The sequence below is a fragment of the Streptomyces sp. NPDC004065 genome, from assembly GCF_044903565.1.
In the GTDB taxonomy this organism is placed as follows: Bacteria; Actinomycetota; Actinomycetes; order Streptomycetales; family Streptomycetaceae; genus Streptomyces.
Window position 1 is genome coordinate 750,493 of sequence record NZ_JBJDQT010000001.1, and the last position, 13,326, is coordinate 763,818.

Genomic DNA, 13,326 nt, shown 5'->3' on the forward strand with positions numbered 1-13,326 from the left:
TGTGCCTCGCTCACCGCAGCAGCCCCTTCATCTCGATCGTCGGCAGGGCCTTGAGCGCCGCCTCCTCCGCCTCGCGGGCCGCCTCCTCGGCGTTCACGCCGAGCTTGGAGTTCTGGATCTTGTGGTGCAGCTTGAGGATGGCGTCCATCAGCATCTCGGGCCGCGGCGGGCAGCCGGGCAGGTAGATGTCGACGGGGACGATGTGGTCGACGCCCTGGACGATCGCGTAGTTGTTGAACATGCCGCCCGAGGAGGCGCAGACGCCCATGGAGATCACCCACTTCGGGTTGGGCATCTGGTCGTAGACCTGCCTGAGCACCGGTGCCATCTTCTGGCTGACCCGGCCGGCCACGATCATCAGGTCCGCCTGCCGGGGCGAGCCGCGGAAGACCTCCATGCCGAAGCGCGCCAGGTCGTAGCGGCCGGCGCCGGTGGTCATCATCTCGATCGCGCAGCAGGCGAGGCCGAAGGTGGCCGGGAAGACGGACGCCTTGCGCACCCAGCCCGCGGCCTGCTCGACGGTCGTCAGCAGGAATCCGCTCGGCAGCTTTTCTTCGAGTCCCATGTCCTAAGGCCCCTCAGTCCCATTCCAGGCCGCCGCGCCGCCACACGTACGCGTAGGCGACGAAGACGGTGAGCACGAAGAGCAGCATCTCCACGAGCCCGAAAACACCCAGGGCGTCGAAGGTGACGGCCCAGGGGTAGAGGAAGACGATCTCGATGTCGAAGACGATGAAGAGCATCGCCGTCAGGTAGTACTTGATGGGGAAGCGCCCGCCGCCGGCCGGCGTGGGGGTCGGCTCGATACCGCACTCGTACGCCTCGAGCTTGGCGCGGTTGTACCGCTTCGGCCCGATCAAGGTGGCCATGACCACGGAGAAGATCGCAAAGCCTGCCCCGAGGGCTCCCAGTACGAGGATGGGCGCATACGCGTTCACCGCTCCTCGCTCCTCTCAGTCGGCACTGACTGCTGGCGGATCGCCGGACTCACAACCGCCTCGGCAGCCCCCTTGACCCCACCCGTCGCGGCGAAGATCGAGAACATGTGAAGCAGGTCACAAGCCCAACTGCCTCGCATCTTATGCCCGACGCTCTGTGATCTGCGACACGGGGTATTCCAGAAGCTTTGTGATCTCCACCACCTGACGAACGATCATGAAGTCGGATGAGCGGTGATCTTCACACTCGAAGCTCCGAAGCGATCACGAGCGGTGACATTTGACCACGTCTTTGCTGGTCAGAGGGGGCGTCCACTATCAGATGCCCGGCGTCCGGCGCAAAGTCGCAGTGGACGTCAAGCCCTTGGTATAGGCCTGCTTTTCACACATCGGGGGGACCGCGGAACCGTAAGTGGACACGTTCGTCCCTTCACAAGCCCACGCCGGGGACGCGAGGGGCGGGAGAGGGAGGGGAGGCGGGGCGGGAGAGGGGCGGGAAAGAGGCGGGAAAGGGGCGGGCGAAGACCGCCCGGAAGCGGCGCGGGCGGGACGCGGCCGGGGCGGCGCGTCGGGCGGCGGGGGCGGACGGGGCGGCGTGTCGGGCGGCGGGGGTGGACGGGGCGGCGCGTCGGGCGGCGGGGTGGCGCGCCCGGGGCGGGTCGTCCGGCGGCACCCCGACGGCTCGCCGGGCGGCGCCGGCGGCACGGCGGCGACTTTCCCCAGCGGCGCTCCGACGGCTCGCCGCGCGGCGTGGGCAGCACGGGGGCGACACGGCGGCGGCACGTCCGTCGACGTGCCCGGCGATGCGCCCGGCGATGCGCCCAGCGGTTCGGACGGCGCACGCCGGGCGACACGGCACGGCGGTCGCCCGGCGGCGCGAGCGGCCCGCCACCGGCCTTCCGGGCGCCCACCCGCGGACCGGCGCCTCCCCGGCCCCGAGGCAAATGGGATTCCAGGTGATCGAATCGGACAAGTCACCCTCCAGGCGCGGCAGGAGGCCTCAGGTACGGACGCCCGGCGGTGCGGTGACCGTTCCGTGACCTCCGCCACATCCATGAGAGGACGATGAGAGCCGGGCTTGGCCAACGGTCCCAACGGATGGTAGGCGCGGGGCAATTCGGGCGTAACAGCGAAACCCCATGATCACAGGCATGATCACTGGTGTCCGCATTGTCCGTTACGGCGTCAATAAAGAACGAAGCACCGGGTGTTCGGGGCGGCCATTGAGTAAATGTGGCGCACCACACGTTTCTTGAAGATATGAAGGAGCCCCTGGTACCGGTTGTTCCCATGTCCCACACCGCTCACATACGCAGCCACCGGAAGCCCCGCCGTAGCGCGTCGAAGATCGCGATGCGGGCCGGTGTTGCCGGCGGCGTCCTCGGCACCCTGGCAGTGGCCGGCGCATCGGCCTCGTCGGCGAACGCCGCCGAGCCGGTGACGCAGACCCTCGAACTCCCCACCCTGACGGCCGACCTGGCCGCCCAGGTCGCCCAGTCCGCGGACGCCACGCAGCAGGCCGCCGCGAACTACCAGCTCCAGGCCGAGCGTGACGCGGCCGCCGCAAAGGCCGCGAAGCAGGCCAAGGCGGACCTCGCGCAGGCGAAGAAGAAGGCCGAGGCCCGGAAGAAGGCCGCCGAGGAGGCCGCGCGCAAGGAGGCCGCCGCCCGAGCCTCGCGCAGCACCCAGCGGACCACCCTCGCCGCCCCGGCGACCTCCACCTCCACCTCCACCTCCACGAGCACGTCCACGGCGACGGGTTCCGCCGCGGCCGTCATCTCGTTCGTCAAGGCCCAGGTCGGCAAGGCGTACGTCTCCGGCGCCACCGGCCCCTCCGCCTACGACTGCTCCGGTCTGGTGCAGACCGCCTTCAAGCAGGTGGGCATCAGCCTGCCGCGCGTCTCGCAGGACCAGTCGACCGCCGGCACCCAGGTGTCGCTGTCCAACCTGCAGCCGGGCGACATCCTCTACTGGGGCGGCGCGGGCAGCGCGTACCACGTGGCGGTGTACGTCGGCGACGGCATGTTCGTCGGGGCCCAGAACCCGTCCTCCGGCGTCGTGGAGCGCCCGCTGTCCTACGACCCGCCCACCGGCGCGGTCCGCGTGCTCTGAGGCGCAGAGACAGCCGTACGGACTGAAGGGCCGCGGCCGCTCGGGGGCCGCGGCCCTCGCCGCGTCGGCGGCCCACCCGGCACACACGGGGCACTTCGCCCCATTCGCCCCGGATGACACGACTGAGGCCGGCCCATTCCTGAGCCGGCCTCAGTCGTACCGCATCCGGGGCGCACTCACGCCTTGGGCGCCACCTTGCTCAGGCCGTTGATGATGCGGTCCATCGTGTCGCCGCCGGTCGGGTCGGTCAGGTTGGCGAGGAGTTTGAGGGTGAACTTCATCAGCACGGGGTGGCTCAGTCCGCGCTGGGTGGCGATCTGCATGACCTTGGGGTTGCCGATGAGCTTCACGAAGGCGCGGCCCAGCGTGTAGTAACCGCCGTAGGTGTCCTTCAGCACGCGCGGGTAGCGCTGGAGGGCGAGTTCGCGCTGGGCGGGCGTCGCCCGGCCGTGGGCCTGGACGATGACGTCGGCGGCGAGCGCGCCGGACTCCATGGCGTAGGCGATGCCCTCGCCGTTGAAGGGGTTCACCAGTCCGCCCGCGTCGCCGACGAGCAGCAGCCCGCGCGTGTAGTGCGGCTGGCGGTTGAAGGCCATGGGCAGGGCGGCGCCGCGGATCGGGCCGGTCATGTTGTCCGGGGTGTAGCCCCAGTCCTCCGGCATGGAGGCGCACCAGGCCTTGAGGATCTCGCGCCAGTCCAGCTCCTTGAAGGCCGCCGAGGTGTTGAGCACGCCCAGGCCGACGTTGGAGGTGCCGTCGCCCATGCCGAAGATCCAGCCGTAGCCGGGCAGCAGCCGGTCCTGCGGGCCGCGCCGGTCCCACAGCTCCAGCCAGGACTCCAGGTAGTCGTCGTCGTGGCGGGGGGAGGTGAAGTACGTCCGGACCGCGACGCCCATCGGGCGGTCCTCGCGGCGGTGCAGGCCCATCGCCAGGGACAGCCGGGTGGAGTTGCCGTCGGCGGCGACGACGAGCGGGGCGTGGAAGGAGACCTCGCGCTTCTCCTCGCCCAGCTTGGCCCGCACACCGGTGATGCGGCCGGTGCGGTCGTCGACGATCGGCCCGGAGACGTTGCAGCGCTCGTACAGCCGCGCGCCGGCCTTCTGTGCCTGCCGGGCCAGCTGCTCGTCGAAGTCGTCGCGCTTGCGCACGAGTCCGTAGTCCGGGAAGGAGGCCAGCTCCGGCCAGTCCAGCTGGAGCCGGACGCCCCCGCCGATGATCCGCAGGCCCTTGTTGCGCAGCCAGCCGGCCTCCTCGGAGACGTCGATGCCCATCGCCACGAGCTGCTTCACGGCGCGCGGCGTCAGACCGTCGCCGCAGACCTTCTCGCGCGGGAACTCCGTCTTCTCCAGCAGGAGCACGTCGAGTCCGGCCCGGGCCAGGTGGTAGGCGGTGGTGGACCCGGCCGGCCCGGCGCCCACGACGATCACATCGGCGGTGTTCTCGGAGAGGGGCTCAGTCTCGACGGTCACGGCGGGATCTCCCCAAGTTCGAAATCTGCGTGCCGACCGGCACTGGACATGGGCAGTCTATGCAGCAGAATTGATCACCCGGCTGAAGGGCTGCCCCCGTGAACCGAGCTCTGCCCGTCGTACGGCTGCGCGTCCCCACCGACGAGGACGCCGTGGCCTGGCACCGGATCTTCGACGACCCGGAGGTCATGGAGTTCCACGGCGGCAGGGCCGCGGAGCTGTCCTTGTACGAGGAACTGACCGCCCGCCAGCGCCGGCACGACGCCGAGCGCGGCTTCTGCCTGTGGACGATGCTCGACGAGTCCGGCCGCGTCATCGGCTTCACCGGCGCCCAGCCCTGGGACCGCCCCTGGGGCCCCACCGGGGAGATCGAGATCGGCTGGCGGCTGGCCCGGGAGCACTGGGGCCGCGGTTACGTCACCGCCGCCGCCCACATGACCCTGGAGCGGTTGCGCGCGGCCGGTCTGCCGGGCGTGGTGGCCATGGTCGACGCGCGCAACGCCCGTTCCATCGCGGTCACCCGGCGCCTGGGCATGCGTCTCGCGGAGACCTTCGTGACGCCGGAGTCGCGGCGGGAGGGCCACTGCTACCGCCTCGACCTGTGATCGCCGGCGACTACGGACCGTAACTTCCTGTCACGGAAAGACATCTGACGCTTCCGGTCGGCACCCCGTGCGGCTACCCTGCCAGTACCGCTGGGGGTGACGTCTGTGTACATAACGCCCAAGACACCCGAAGTGCGCGTACCGCGTCTGATCGGACTGATGGCCGTGGACGCGCGCGAGACGGCCCGGGCGCGGGGCCTGTTCCTCAACGCGCCGGACCGCCCCGACTTCCATCTCACCGTGGTCGACTACGTGGTGCGCCAGTATCCGCAGCCCGGGGCCGAGGTGCCGCGGGACTCGATGGTGTACGTGTGGTTCGACCTCGGCGCGGGAGAGGGCGGCGGAGGCGTCCGCGAGCCGCGCGTCCCGCGGCCGCCCACGGGCGGCCTCCAGCGCGAACTCGACGAGCCGGGCGGCCCGTACGCGACCAGCCTGGTGTGAGGCGGTCCGGCGCGCAGGGCTCGGCGGGCGTGTACGGTTCGGCGCGTAGGCCCGGCGCGCAGGGCTCGGCGCGTACGGCCCGCGCGAAGGGGCGTACTGCCCGGACGCGAACGGCTGGGGGCACGGACGGGCCCGGAGCACGAACCGCCCCGGCACGAACGGGCCCTGGCCGTCCGTCAGGCCTTGAAGCCGCGGTGCAGGGCGACGATCCCCCCGCTGAGGTTGCGCCAGGCCACCTTGGACCAGCCCGCGCCGCTCAGCCGTGCGGCCAGCCCGGCCTGGTCGGGCCAGGCCCGGATGGACTCGGCGAGGTAGACGTAGGCGTCGGGGCTGGAGGAGACCGCGCGCGCCACCGGCGGCAGGGCGCGCATCAGGTACTCGGTGTAGACGGTGCGGAACGGCGCCCAGGTGGGGTGCGAGAACTCGCAGATCACCACCCGCCCGCCGGGCCGCGTCACCCGGTGCATCTCGCGCAGGGCCGCGTCCGTGTCCTGCACGTTGCGCAGTCCGAAGGAGATGGTCACGGCGTCGAAGGTGTCGTCCCGGAACGGCAGCCGCGTCGCGTCCCCGGCGGTGAACGGGAGCCAGGAGTGCCGCCGCTTGCCGACCCGCAGCATGCCGAGGGAGAAGTCGCACGGGACGACGTAGGCGCCGGCGCGGGTGAAGGGCAGCGAGGAGGTCGCCGTACCGGCGGCGAGGTCGAGGACCTTCTGCGCGGGCCGGGCGTCGACCGCTCTGGCCACCTCCTTGCGCCACCGCCGGTCCTGCCCCAGGGACAGTACGTCGTTGGTCAGGTCGTACCGTTCCGCCACGTCGTCGAACATCGAGGCGACATCGTGCGGCTGCTTGTCCAGGGATGCGCGGGTCACCGGCCCATTGTGGCAGGCGGGGGTACGGCGGCACGGCAGCAGCCTCGGTTTCCTCCGCGCCGCCCCACGCAACCGGATCGCCGGATCCGGTCACTTCCGGCCAGGTGTCGCCTGTGTCGTTCATGCGCGGCGCGGACCCGGCCCGGTGTGAGAGATTCCCGGCCTGACGTCCCGCAGCGATTCCGTCCGGGAACGGACGACACGAGAGCCGGTGCACCGCCATGAGGAGTTCCGCGAAGGCCGCGGCCACCCTGGGCTGTCTGTGCGCCCTGGCCGTCACGGGGTGCTCCGCCGGCTCCGGCGCCGCCGCGGACGCGGCGCCGCACGCCACGGCCGCCTCCGGTGCCGCGCCGTCCCGGCCGGCCGCGTCGGGCACCTCCTACGCGCCCTACGTGAGCGCCACGACGGCGTCCCCGAACGACACGGCGGGCTCCCCCGCCGCCTACAACCTCGCCTTCGTCGTCTCCCGCGGCAGCGGCTGCACCCCCGTATGGGGCGGTACGCACCCGATCGGCGACAAGGCCGTGAAGGGCCGGATCGCACGGCTGAAGGCGACCGGCGCCGCGGTGCGCGTCTCCTTCGGCGGCGCCGCCGGCAAGGAGCTCGCGGCCGTCTGCGGCAGCGCCTCGGCGCTGGCCGGGGCGTACGGCAGGGCGCTGGACGCGGCCGGTGCGTCCCTGGCCGACTTCGACATCGAGGGCGACGAACTGTCCGACCCGGACTCCGTCGCCCTGCGCTCGCGGGCCGTCGCGGCCCTGCAGAAGGAGCGGCCGGACCTGAAGGTCTCCTTCACGCTCCCGGTGATGCCCTCGGGGCTCGACCCCGAGGGCCTGGCCCTGCTGCGGTCCGCGAACGCGTACGGCGTCCAGGTCTCCACGGTCAACCTGATGACGATGAACTACGCCGAGTCGTACACCGGCGACATGGGCGACTACGCCGTCACCGCGGCCCGGTCCGCCCATACCCAGCTGAAGAAGCTCCTCGCGCTGTCCGACGCGGCCGCCTGGCGGGGCATGGCGCTCACCTCGATGATCGGGGTCAACGACATCGCCGGGGAGACCTTCACGCTCTCCGACGCGGCCCGGGTGCGCTCCTTCGCCGAGGAGAAGGGGATCGCCTGGGTGTCGATGTGGTCGGCCTTCCGCGACCAGCCGTGCGCGCAAGGCGGCGGCGGCAAGAACGAGAACGGCGGTGGGGGCGGGGACGGGAACGGGGCGTCCGGTGGCGACTCCGCGCCCGGCGACGAGTCCGCGCCCGGTGACGACTCCGCGCCCGGGGCGGCGACGGAGGCGGCGGCGGACTGCAGCGGGGTGGCGCAGGAACCGGGGGCCTTCGGGCGGGCGTTCACCGGCTGAGCGGGGCAAGCCACGCGGCGAGGCGGCTCGTTCAGCGGCGGCGGTGGACGAGGCGGCCCGCGCACACCGTGGCCACGCAGGCGCCCGCCTCGTCGAAGGCGGCGAGGTCCGCCCGGCCGCCCTCCACCACGGCCGCGGGCCGGGGGCCCGGCACGACCTCGACGTCGTTGCGCCCGGCGGCGGACCGCAGTCCGGGCGCGCCGGCGTGCTCGGCGAGCACGGCGGTGGCGCCGAGCTTCAGCACCGCGTGGACGCGTTCGCGCGGGGTGGGCGCGTCCGGGAGCGGGCCCTCGTGCACCCGCCCGGGCCCGAGCACCCCCGGCCAGCGCCGCACCCGGGCGCCGGGGAATCGCTGCTCCAGCTCGGCGAGCGTCCCCACGGCGGCGATGCGCGCGCCCTCGACGGCGACGGCGCCGTCCCGTACGGGCCGCGGGTCGTCCCAGGTGCGCCGCAGTTCCTCGGCGCAGTGGATCGTCAGCACGCGCGGGTCAGTTGGAGGCGAGGAGCTTCAGCTCGGGGTGCGCGGTGCCGCCCGCGATGGCGGTGGAGGAGATGTGGGACATCACCCGGTCGTCGACCGGGTCGTTCGCCGGGTCGTCGTGGACGACGAGGTGCTCGTACGTCGTGGACCGCTGGGCGGGCACCCGGTCCGCGCTGCGGATCAGCTCGATGATCTCCATGCGGTTGGAGCGGTGCCTGGCGCCGGCGGAGGAGACGACGTTCTCCTCCAGCATGATCGAGCCGAGGTCGTCCGCGCCGTAGTGCAGGGTGAGCTGGCCGACGTCCTTGCCGGTGGTCAGCCACGAGCCCTGGATGTGCCTCACGTTGTCGAGGAACAGGCGGGCGATGGCGATCATCCGCAGGTACTCGAAGACGGTGGCCTGGGTGCGGCCCTTCAGGTGGTTGTTCTCGGGCTGGTAGGTGTACGGGATGAAGGCGCGGAAGCCGCCGGTGCGGTCCTGCACGTCCCGGATCATGCGCAGGTGCTCGATGCGCTCGGCGTTGGTCTCGCCGGTGCCCATCAGCATGGTCGAGGTGGACTCCACGCCCAGCCGGTGCGCGGTCTCCATGATCTCCAGCCAGCGCTCGCCGGACTCCTTGAGCGGGGCGATCGCCTTGCGGGGCCGCTCGGGGAGGAGTTCGGCGCCGGCGCCGGCGAAGGAGTCGAGGCCGGCCTCGTGGATGCGGGTGATGGCCTCCTCGACGGAGACGCCGCTGATCCGGGCCATGTGCTCGACCTCGGAGGCGCCCAGCGAGTGGATCACCAGCTGGGGGAACGCCTCCTTGATCGCCCGGAAGTGCTTCTCGTAGTACTCCACGCCGTAGTCCGGGTGGTGGCCGCCCTGGAACATGATCTGGGTGCCGCCGAGCTCGACGGTCTCCGCGCAGCGGCGCAGGATGTCGTCCAGGTCGCGGGTCCAGCCCTTGGCGGTGTCCTTGGGGGCCGCGTAGAAGGCGCAGAACTTGCACGCCGTGACGCACACGTTCGTGTAGTTGATGTTGCGCTCGATGATGTACGTCGCGATGTGCTCGGTGCCCGCGTACTTGCGCCGGCGTACCGCGTCGGCGGCGGCGCCCAGCGCGTGCAGCGGCGCGTCGCGGTACAGGTCGAGCGCCTCCCCGGGGGTGATCCGTCCGCCCGCGGCGGCACGGTCGAGGACGGACTGGAGGTCGGCCTTCTCGGTCACCGGCGTCCCTTTCGCAAGGTTCGTTGGGGGTTGGACAGACGGGTGGGCGGGCTGGACCAGCCTACGCCAGCCGTTTTCCCGAGCCGACCTCAGTCCACCTTGCGCAGCAGGGCCTTGGGGTCGCCCGCCTTCGGATCGGCCGAGGTGAGACGCAGCGCGTCGCCGTCGGGGCGCAGCCGCACCTCGTGCGCGTCGGGGACGCAGTGCGCGGGGTTGTCCTTCCGGCCGCGGCCGACGGCCACGAGTTCCCTGTCCGTGGCCGACTTCAGGGTGAGGACGTCGACGCACGCGCCGCCGAGGGCGTCGGTCTGGGTGACCGAGCCGATGGCGGCGCCCTTGTGCCCCTGGCGGACGACGACGTCGTAGGTGCCGCCGGGCAGGTCCTGCCCGAGCGCGGTCACCGTGCCCTCGCCCCGCCAGGTCCCGAGGTACACCGAGGGCACCTCGCCGGCGGTGGCCGCCGCCGTCGGGCGGGTCCCGGAGTCCCCCGGGGCGCTGCCGCTCGCCGCCCCGCCGTCGCGGCCGCCGTGCAGCTGGGACAGCAGCACCCCGCCCACCGTCGTCGCCACGGCCAGCGCCCCGGCGACGGCCAGCACCACGCTGCAGCTCAGCCGGCGCCCGCGCCCCTCGGCACCGGGCGCCGCGCCGGCCGCCACGGTGACGGAGAACCGCCCGGGTCCGCCCCGCCCGGGTCCGTCCCCCGCCGTGCGGGCGGCCGGGACGCCGGGCGCGGTGGCGGCGGCGGCCGGGAGCGCGCCGGGGGCCGCGTCCAGGGGGCCGGCGGCCGGGAGCGCGGCCTGTGGGGGAGAGGACGGCGGGGGTACCGCGTCCCGCGGGCCGTTGAGCGAGAGGGCGGGGGTGCCCGGCGCGGACGCCGGGGGCATCACGGGCGGCGGCCCGAACTGCCCGGGGCCGGACGGTCCGGGACCGGACCGTGCATCCTCCCGGCCGGTCCCGGACTGCCCGGGGCCGGGCAGTCCGGGACCGGACTTCCCGTCGTCCCGCCCGGTCCCGGGCGTTCCCTCGGTAGCCGTGTCCGGGCCGCCGGAGGCCGCGCGCGGGCCGCCTGACGTCACGTCCGGTGCGCCGGAGGGCATGTCCGGTCCGCCGAACGCCGCGTGCGGCTGATCGGACGCCGCGTGCGGCCCGCCGCCGGCCGCGTGCGGTGTGTCGCCGGGCGCGTGCGGTGTGTCGCCGGGCGCGCCCCGGGACCCGGACGTCTCCCGGGACCCGGCCGTCTCCCGGGGTGCGGCGCCCGCCTCCGGGGCGGCGGCGACGGACGCCCGGCTGAACCCGACCGGTCCGGACCCGGGTCCCGCCGGGTCCCCGGGGCCGGGGCCCGTCCCCGCGGCCTCCCCCGCCGCCTCCAGGTTCAGCAGCCGTACGACACCTCGGCTGACCTGCTCGACCAGCCGGCCGGGGAGCCAGCCGCCGGCGGCCAGGTGCGCGGCGCCCTCGGGGGCGAGGCGGCGGGCGATCCCGGCGGGCGCCGGGCGGGCCCCGGGGTCCTTCGCCAGACAGGCCTCGACGAGATCCCGTATGTCACCGGACAGGGCGTCCAGTTCGGGCTCCTCGTGGACCACCTTGTAGAGCAGTGCCGCCGAGGAGTCGCCCGGGAACGGCGGCCGGCCGCCGGCGGCGTACGCCAGCACCGCGCCCAGGGAGAAGACGTCGGCCGCGCCGGTGGCGCCCTTGCCGAGGATCTGCTCGGGCGACATGTAGCCCGGCGAGCCGATGGAGACGCCGGTCGAGGTCAGGGAGGCGGTGCCGTCGGTGGCGCGGGCGATGCCGAAGTCGATCAGGAGCGGGCCGTCGGGGGTCAGCAGCACGTTGGAGGGCTTCACGTCCCGGTGCACCAGGCCCAGCCGGTGCACCTCGGCCAGCGCCTCGGCCAGGCCGGCGCCCAGTACCCGTACCGAGTGGGCGGGCAGCGGGCCCGCGTCCGCGACCGCCGCCGCCAGGGAGGGCCCGGCGGCGTAGGCGGTGGCCACCCAGGGCACCGGCGCCTCGGGGTCGGCGTCCAGGACGGGCGCGGTCCAGGCGCCGCCCACCCGGCGCGCCGCCTCCACCTCGCGCCGGAAGCGGGCGCGGAACTCCTCGTCCAGCGCGAAGTGCGGGTGCACGATCTTCACCGCGACCGTGCGCCCGCCCGCGCTGCGGCCCAGGTAGACGCGGCCCATGCCGCCGGAGCCCAGCCGGCCCAGCAGCCGGTAGGGCCCCACGGCGGTCGGCTCGTCCGCTCCGAGCGGCTGCATGGCGCCCACCCCTCCCCCGTACGCGTTCCCCAGCAGGGTAGTGCCGGCGGGCCGCCGCTCCACCGCGGCCGCACGGCCCGCCGCCCCGCGGTGTCCTGCCGGACCCGTCCACCGGATCCGCTCGCCGCCGGTGTCCGTCCGCCGCGGTGTCCGTCCGGCCGCGGTGTCCTACGGCTGGAGCAGGTCCACCTTCACGTCCGCCGGGAAGCCGGTCGTCGGTCCGACCCGCCGGGCGAACTCCGCCACCGCCTCCAGCTGCGGCCCGCCGAAGCTGAAGTCCAGGGTGGTGAAGTAGCGCTCCAGGACGCGCTCGTCGAAGGCCTCCCAGCGGGCCGCCTGCTCGGCGACCTTGCCGACCTCCTCCAGGGAGAGGTTGCGGGAGGACAGGAACGCCTCGTGGACGCGCCGGGTGATCTCCGGCTCCCGGTCGAGGTAGTCGCGCCGCGCCGCCCAGACCGCGAAGACGAACGGCAGCCCCGTCCACTCCTTCCACAGGGCGCCCAGGTCGTGCACCTGGAGGCCGTAGCGCGGCCCGTCGTGCAGATTGGCGCGCAGGGCCGCGTCCCCGATCAGCACCGCCGCCTCCGCCTCCTGCATCATCAGGCTCAGATCGGGCGGGCAGGTGTAGTAGTCGGGCGCCACGCCGTACCGCTCGGCCAGCAGCAGCTGGGCGAGGCGGACGGAGGTGCGGGAGGTCGACCCGAGGGCGACCCGGGCGCCGTCGAGCCGGTCCAGCGGGACCTGCGAGACGATCACGCACGACATCACAGGGCCGTCGCAGCCGACGGCGATGTCGGGGAAGGCGACCAGGTCGTCCGCGTGCTTGAGGAACTCGACGAGGGTGATCGGACCGATGTCGAGGTCTCCCCGCACGAGCTGCTCGCTGAGCTTCTCGGGGGTGTCCTTGGTGAGCTCGAAGTCGAGGAGCGTGCCCGTTCTCGCGAGCCCCCAGTACAGGGGCAGGCAGTTGAGGAACTGGATGTGGCCGACGCGCGGCCGGGTGCGAGAATTGTCCACATCGGGAGGCTAGACCCTGGCAGGGCCGCTGCCGCCGCCACCCCCTTGGCCCATCCACCACCCAACTCTCTGCGTCAACCTCTCCCCAGAGCCTTCAAACATCCGGGTGACGTGATCTTGACCTCTATTGCATTTGGTCGGCCGCATGCTAGGCTCACCAGCAAGTTGCAGTTTGGTTTCCCTTGCAGTACAGAGCCTGCGGAGCATGTGACCGCGGGCTCTGGTCGTTTTCAGACGTATGCAGTTGTGCGGCGATCTCGTTATCACATTTGCAGGTTCTGGAGCAGGGCGACCCTTTGGGCCCAAGGAGGGCTTATGGCTACCGGAACCGTGAAGTGGTTCAACGCCGAAAAGGGCTTTGGCTTCATCGCCCAGGAAGGCGGCGGCCCCGACGTCTTCGTCCACTACTCCGCGATCAACGCGACCGGTTTCCGCTCCCTCGAGGAGAACCAGCAGGTGAGCTTCGACGTCACGCAGGGTCCGAAGGGCCCGCAGGCGGAGAACGTCACCCCGGTCTGAGCGATCCTCGCGCAGTACCAGATCTGATTGCAGTACCCAAGGAGCCCCGCGCCGTCCG

At 72.8% G+C, this 13,326-nt stretch carries 13 protein-coding genes; 5 read left to right on the top strand and 8 right to left on the bottom strand.

Annotation, left to right across the window (positions count from 1 at the left end):
- Window positions 1-10: 10 nt before the first annotated feature.
- Together ACI2LW_RS03370 and ACI2LW_RS03375 are read right to left on the bottom strand one after the other, a co-directional pair.
- Entirely contained in the window at window positions 11-565 is a 555-nt protein-coding gene (locus tag ACI2LW_RS03370; RefSeq protein ID WP_055635348.1) for an NADH-quinone oxidoreductase subunit B family protein, read from the bottom strand.
- Window positions 566-578: 13 nt separating this feature from the next.
- Window positions 579-938 (bottom strand): NADH-quinone oxidoreductase subunit A, encoded by a 360-nt coding sequence (locus tag ACI2LW_RS03375; protein ID WP_007383963.1) that lies wholly within the window; start codon window positions 936-938, stop codon window positions 579-581.
- Between the two features lie 1,290 nt (window positions 939-2,228).
- Here ACI2LW_RS03375 and ACI2LW_RS03380 point away from each other — a divergent pair.
- Window positions 2,229-3,050 carry a C40 family peptidase gene (locus ACI2LW_RS03380; protein ID WP_404729381.1) on the top strand — a complete coding sequence of 274 codons (822 nt, stop codon included), beginning with the start codon at window positions 2,229-2,231 and terminating at the stop codon, window positions 3,048-3,050.
- 176 nt (window positions 3,051-3,226) lie between these two features.
- Here the strand turns inward: ACI2LW_RS03380 and ACI2LW_RS03385 are convergent, their stop codons facing one another.
- Window positions 3,227-4,519 carry a geranylgeranyl reductase family protein gene (locus ACI2LW_RS03385; RefSeq protein ID WP_404729382.1) on the bottom strand — a complete coding sequence of 431 codons (1,293 nt, stop codon included), beginning with the start codon at window positions 4,517-4,519 and terminating at the stop codon, window positions 3,227-3,229.
- 98 nt (window positions 4,520-4,617) lie between these two features.
- On the opposite strand from ACI2LW_RS03385, the gene ACI2LW_RS03390 reads away from it, so the two are divergent.
- Both ACI2LW_RS03390 and ACI2LW_RS03395 read left to right on the top strand, forming a co-directional pair.
- Complete coding sequence (locus ACI2LW_RS03390; RefSeq protein WP_404729383.1) at window positions 4,618-5,124, top strand: GNAT family N-acetyltransferase; 507 nt, start codon at window positions 4,618-4,620, stop codon at window positions 5,122-5,124.
- 132 nt (window positions 5,125-5,256) lie between these two features.
- Window positions 5,257-5,565 (top strand): PASTA domain-containing protein, encoded by a 309-nt coding sequence (locus ACI2LW_RS03395; RefSeq protein ID WP_404729384.1) that lies wholly within the window; start codon window positions 5,257-5,259, stop codon window positions 5,563-5,565.
- 176 nt (window positions 5,566-5,741) lie between these two features.
- Here ACI2LW_RS03395 and ACI2LW_RS03400 read toward each other — a convergent pair whose 3' ends face one another.
- Entirely contained in the window at window positions 5,742-6,434 is a 693-nt protein-coding gene (locus ACI2LW_RS03400) for a demethylmenaquinone methyltransferase (protein WP_404729385.1), read from the bottom strand.
- A gap of 221 nt (window positions 6,435-6,655) precedes the next feature.
- Between ACI2LW_RS03400 and ACI2LW_RS03405 the strand changes: the two genes are divergently transcribed.
- Entirely contained in the window at window positions 6,656-7,789 is a 1,134-nt protein-coding gene (locus ACI2LW_RS03405) for a chitinase (RefSeq protein WP_404729386.1), read from the top strand.
- A gap of 31 nt (window positions 7,790-7,820) precedes the next feature.
- On the opposite strand, the gene ACI2LW_RS03410 is transcribed toward ACI2LW_RS03405, so the two are convergent.
- The 4 genes from ACI2LW_RS03410 to ACI2LW_RS03425 form a co-directional block, all read right to left on the bottom strand.
- Window positions 7,821-8,270 (bottom strand): imidazolonepropionase-like domain-containing protein, encoded by a 450-nt coding sequence (locus ACI2LW_RS03410; RefSeq protein WP_404729387.1) that lies wholly within the window; start codon window positions 8,268-8,270, stop codon window positions 7,821-7,823.
- Window positions 8,271-8,277: 7 nt separating this feature from the next.
- On the bottom strand, window positions 8,278-9,477 hold the full coding sequence (mqnC, locus tag ACI2LW_RS03415) for a cyclic dehypoxanthinyl futalosine synthase (RefSeq protein WP_404729388.1): 1,200 nt from the start codon (window positions 9,475-9,477) through the stop codon (window positions 8,278-8,280).
- 89 nt (window positions 9,478-9,566) lie between these two features.
- A complete protein-coding gene (locus ACI2LW_RS03420) occupies window positions 9,567-11,732 on the bottom strand; it encodes a protein kinase (protein WP_404729389.1) in 2,166 nt (721 codons plus the stop codon).
- A 168-nt stretch (window positions 11,733-11,900) separates the two neighbouring features.
- Complete coding sequence (locus tag ACI2LW_RS03425; protein WP_404729390.1) at window positions 11,901-12,749, bottom strand: menaquinone biosynthetic enzyme MqnA/MqnD family protein; 849 nt, start codon at window positions 12,747-12,749, stop codon at window positions 11,901-11,903.
- 315 nt (window positions 12,750-13,064) lie between these two features.
- On the opposite strand from ACI2LW_RS03425, the gene ACI2LW_RS03430 reads away from it, so the two are divergent.
- Window positions 13,065-13,268 carry a cold-shock protein gene (locus tag ACI2LW_RS03430; protein ID WP_004984723.1) on the top strand — a complete coding sequence of 68 codons (204 nt, stop codon included), beginning with the start codon at window positions 13,065-13,067 and terminating at the stop codon, window positions 13,266-13,268.
- The last annotated feature ends 58 nt before the right edge of the window (window positions 13,269-13,326 follow it).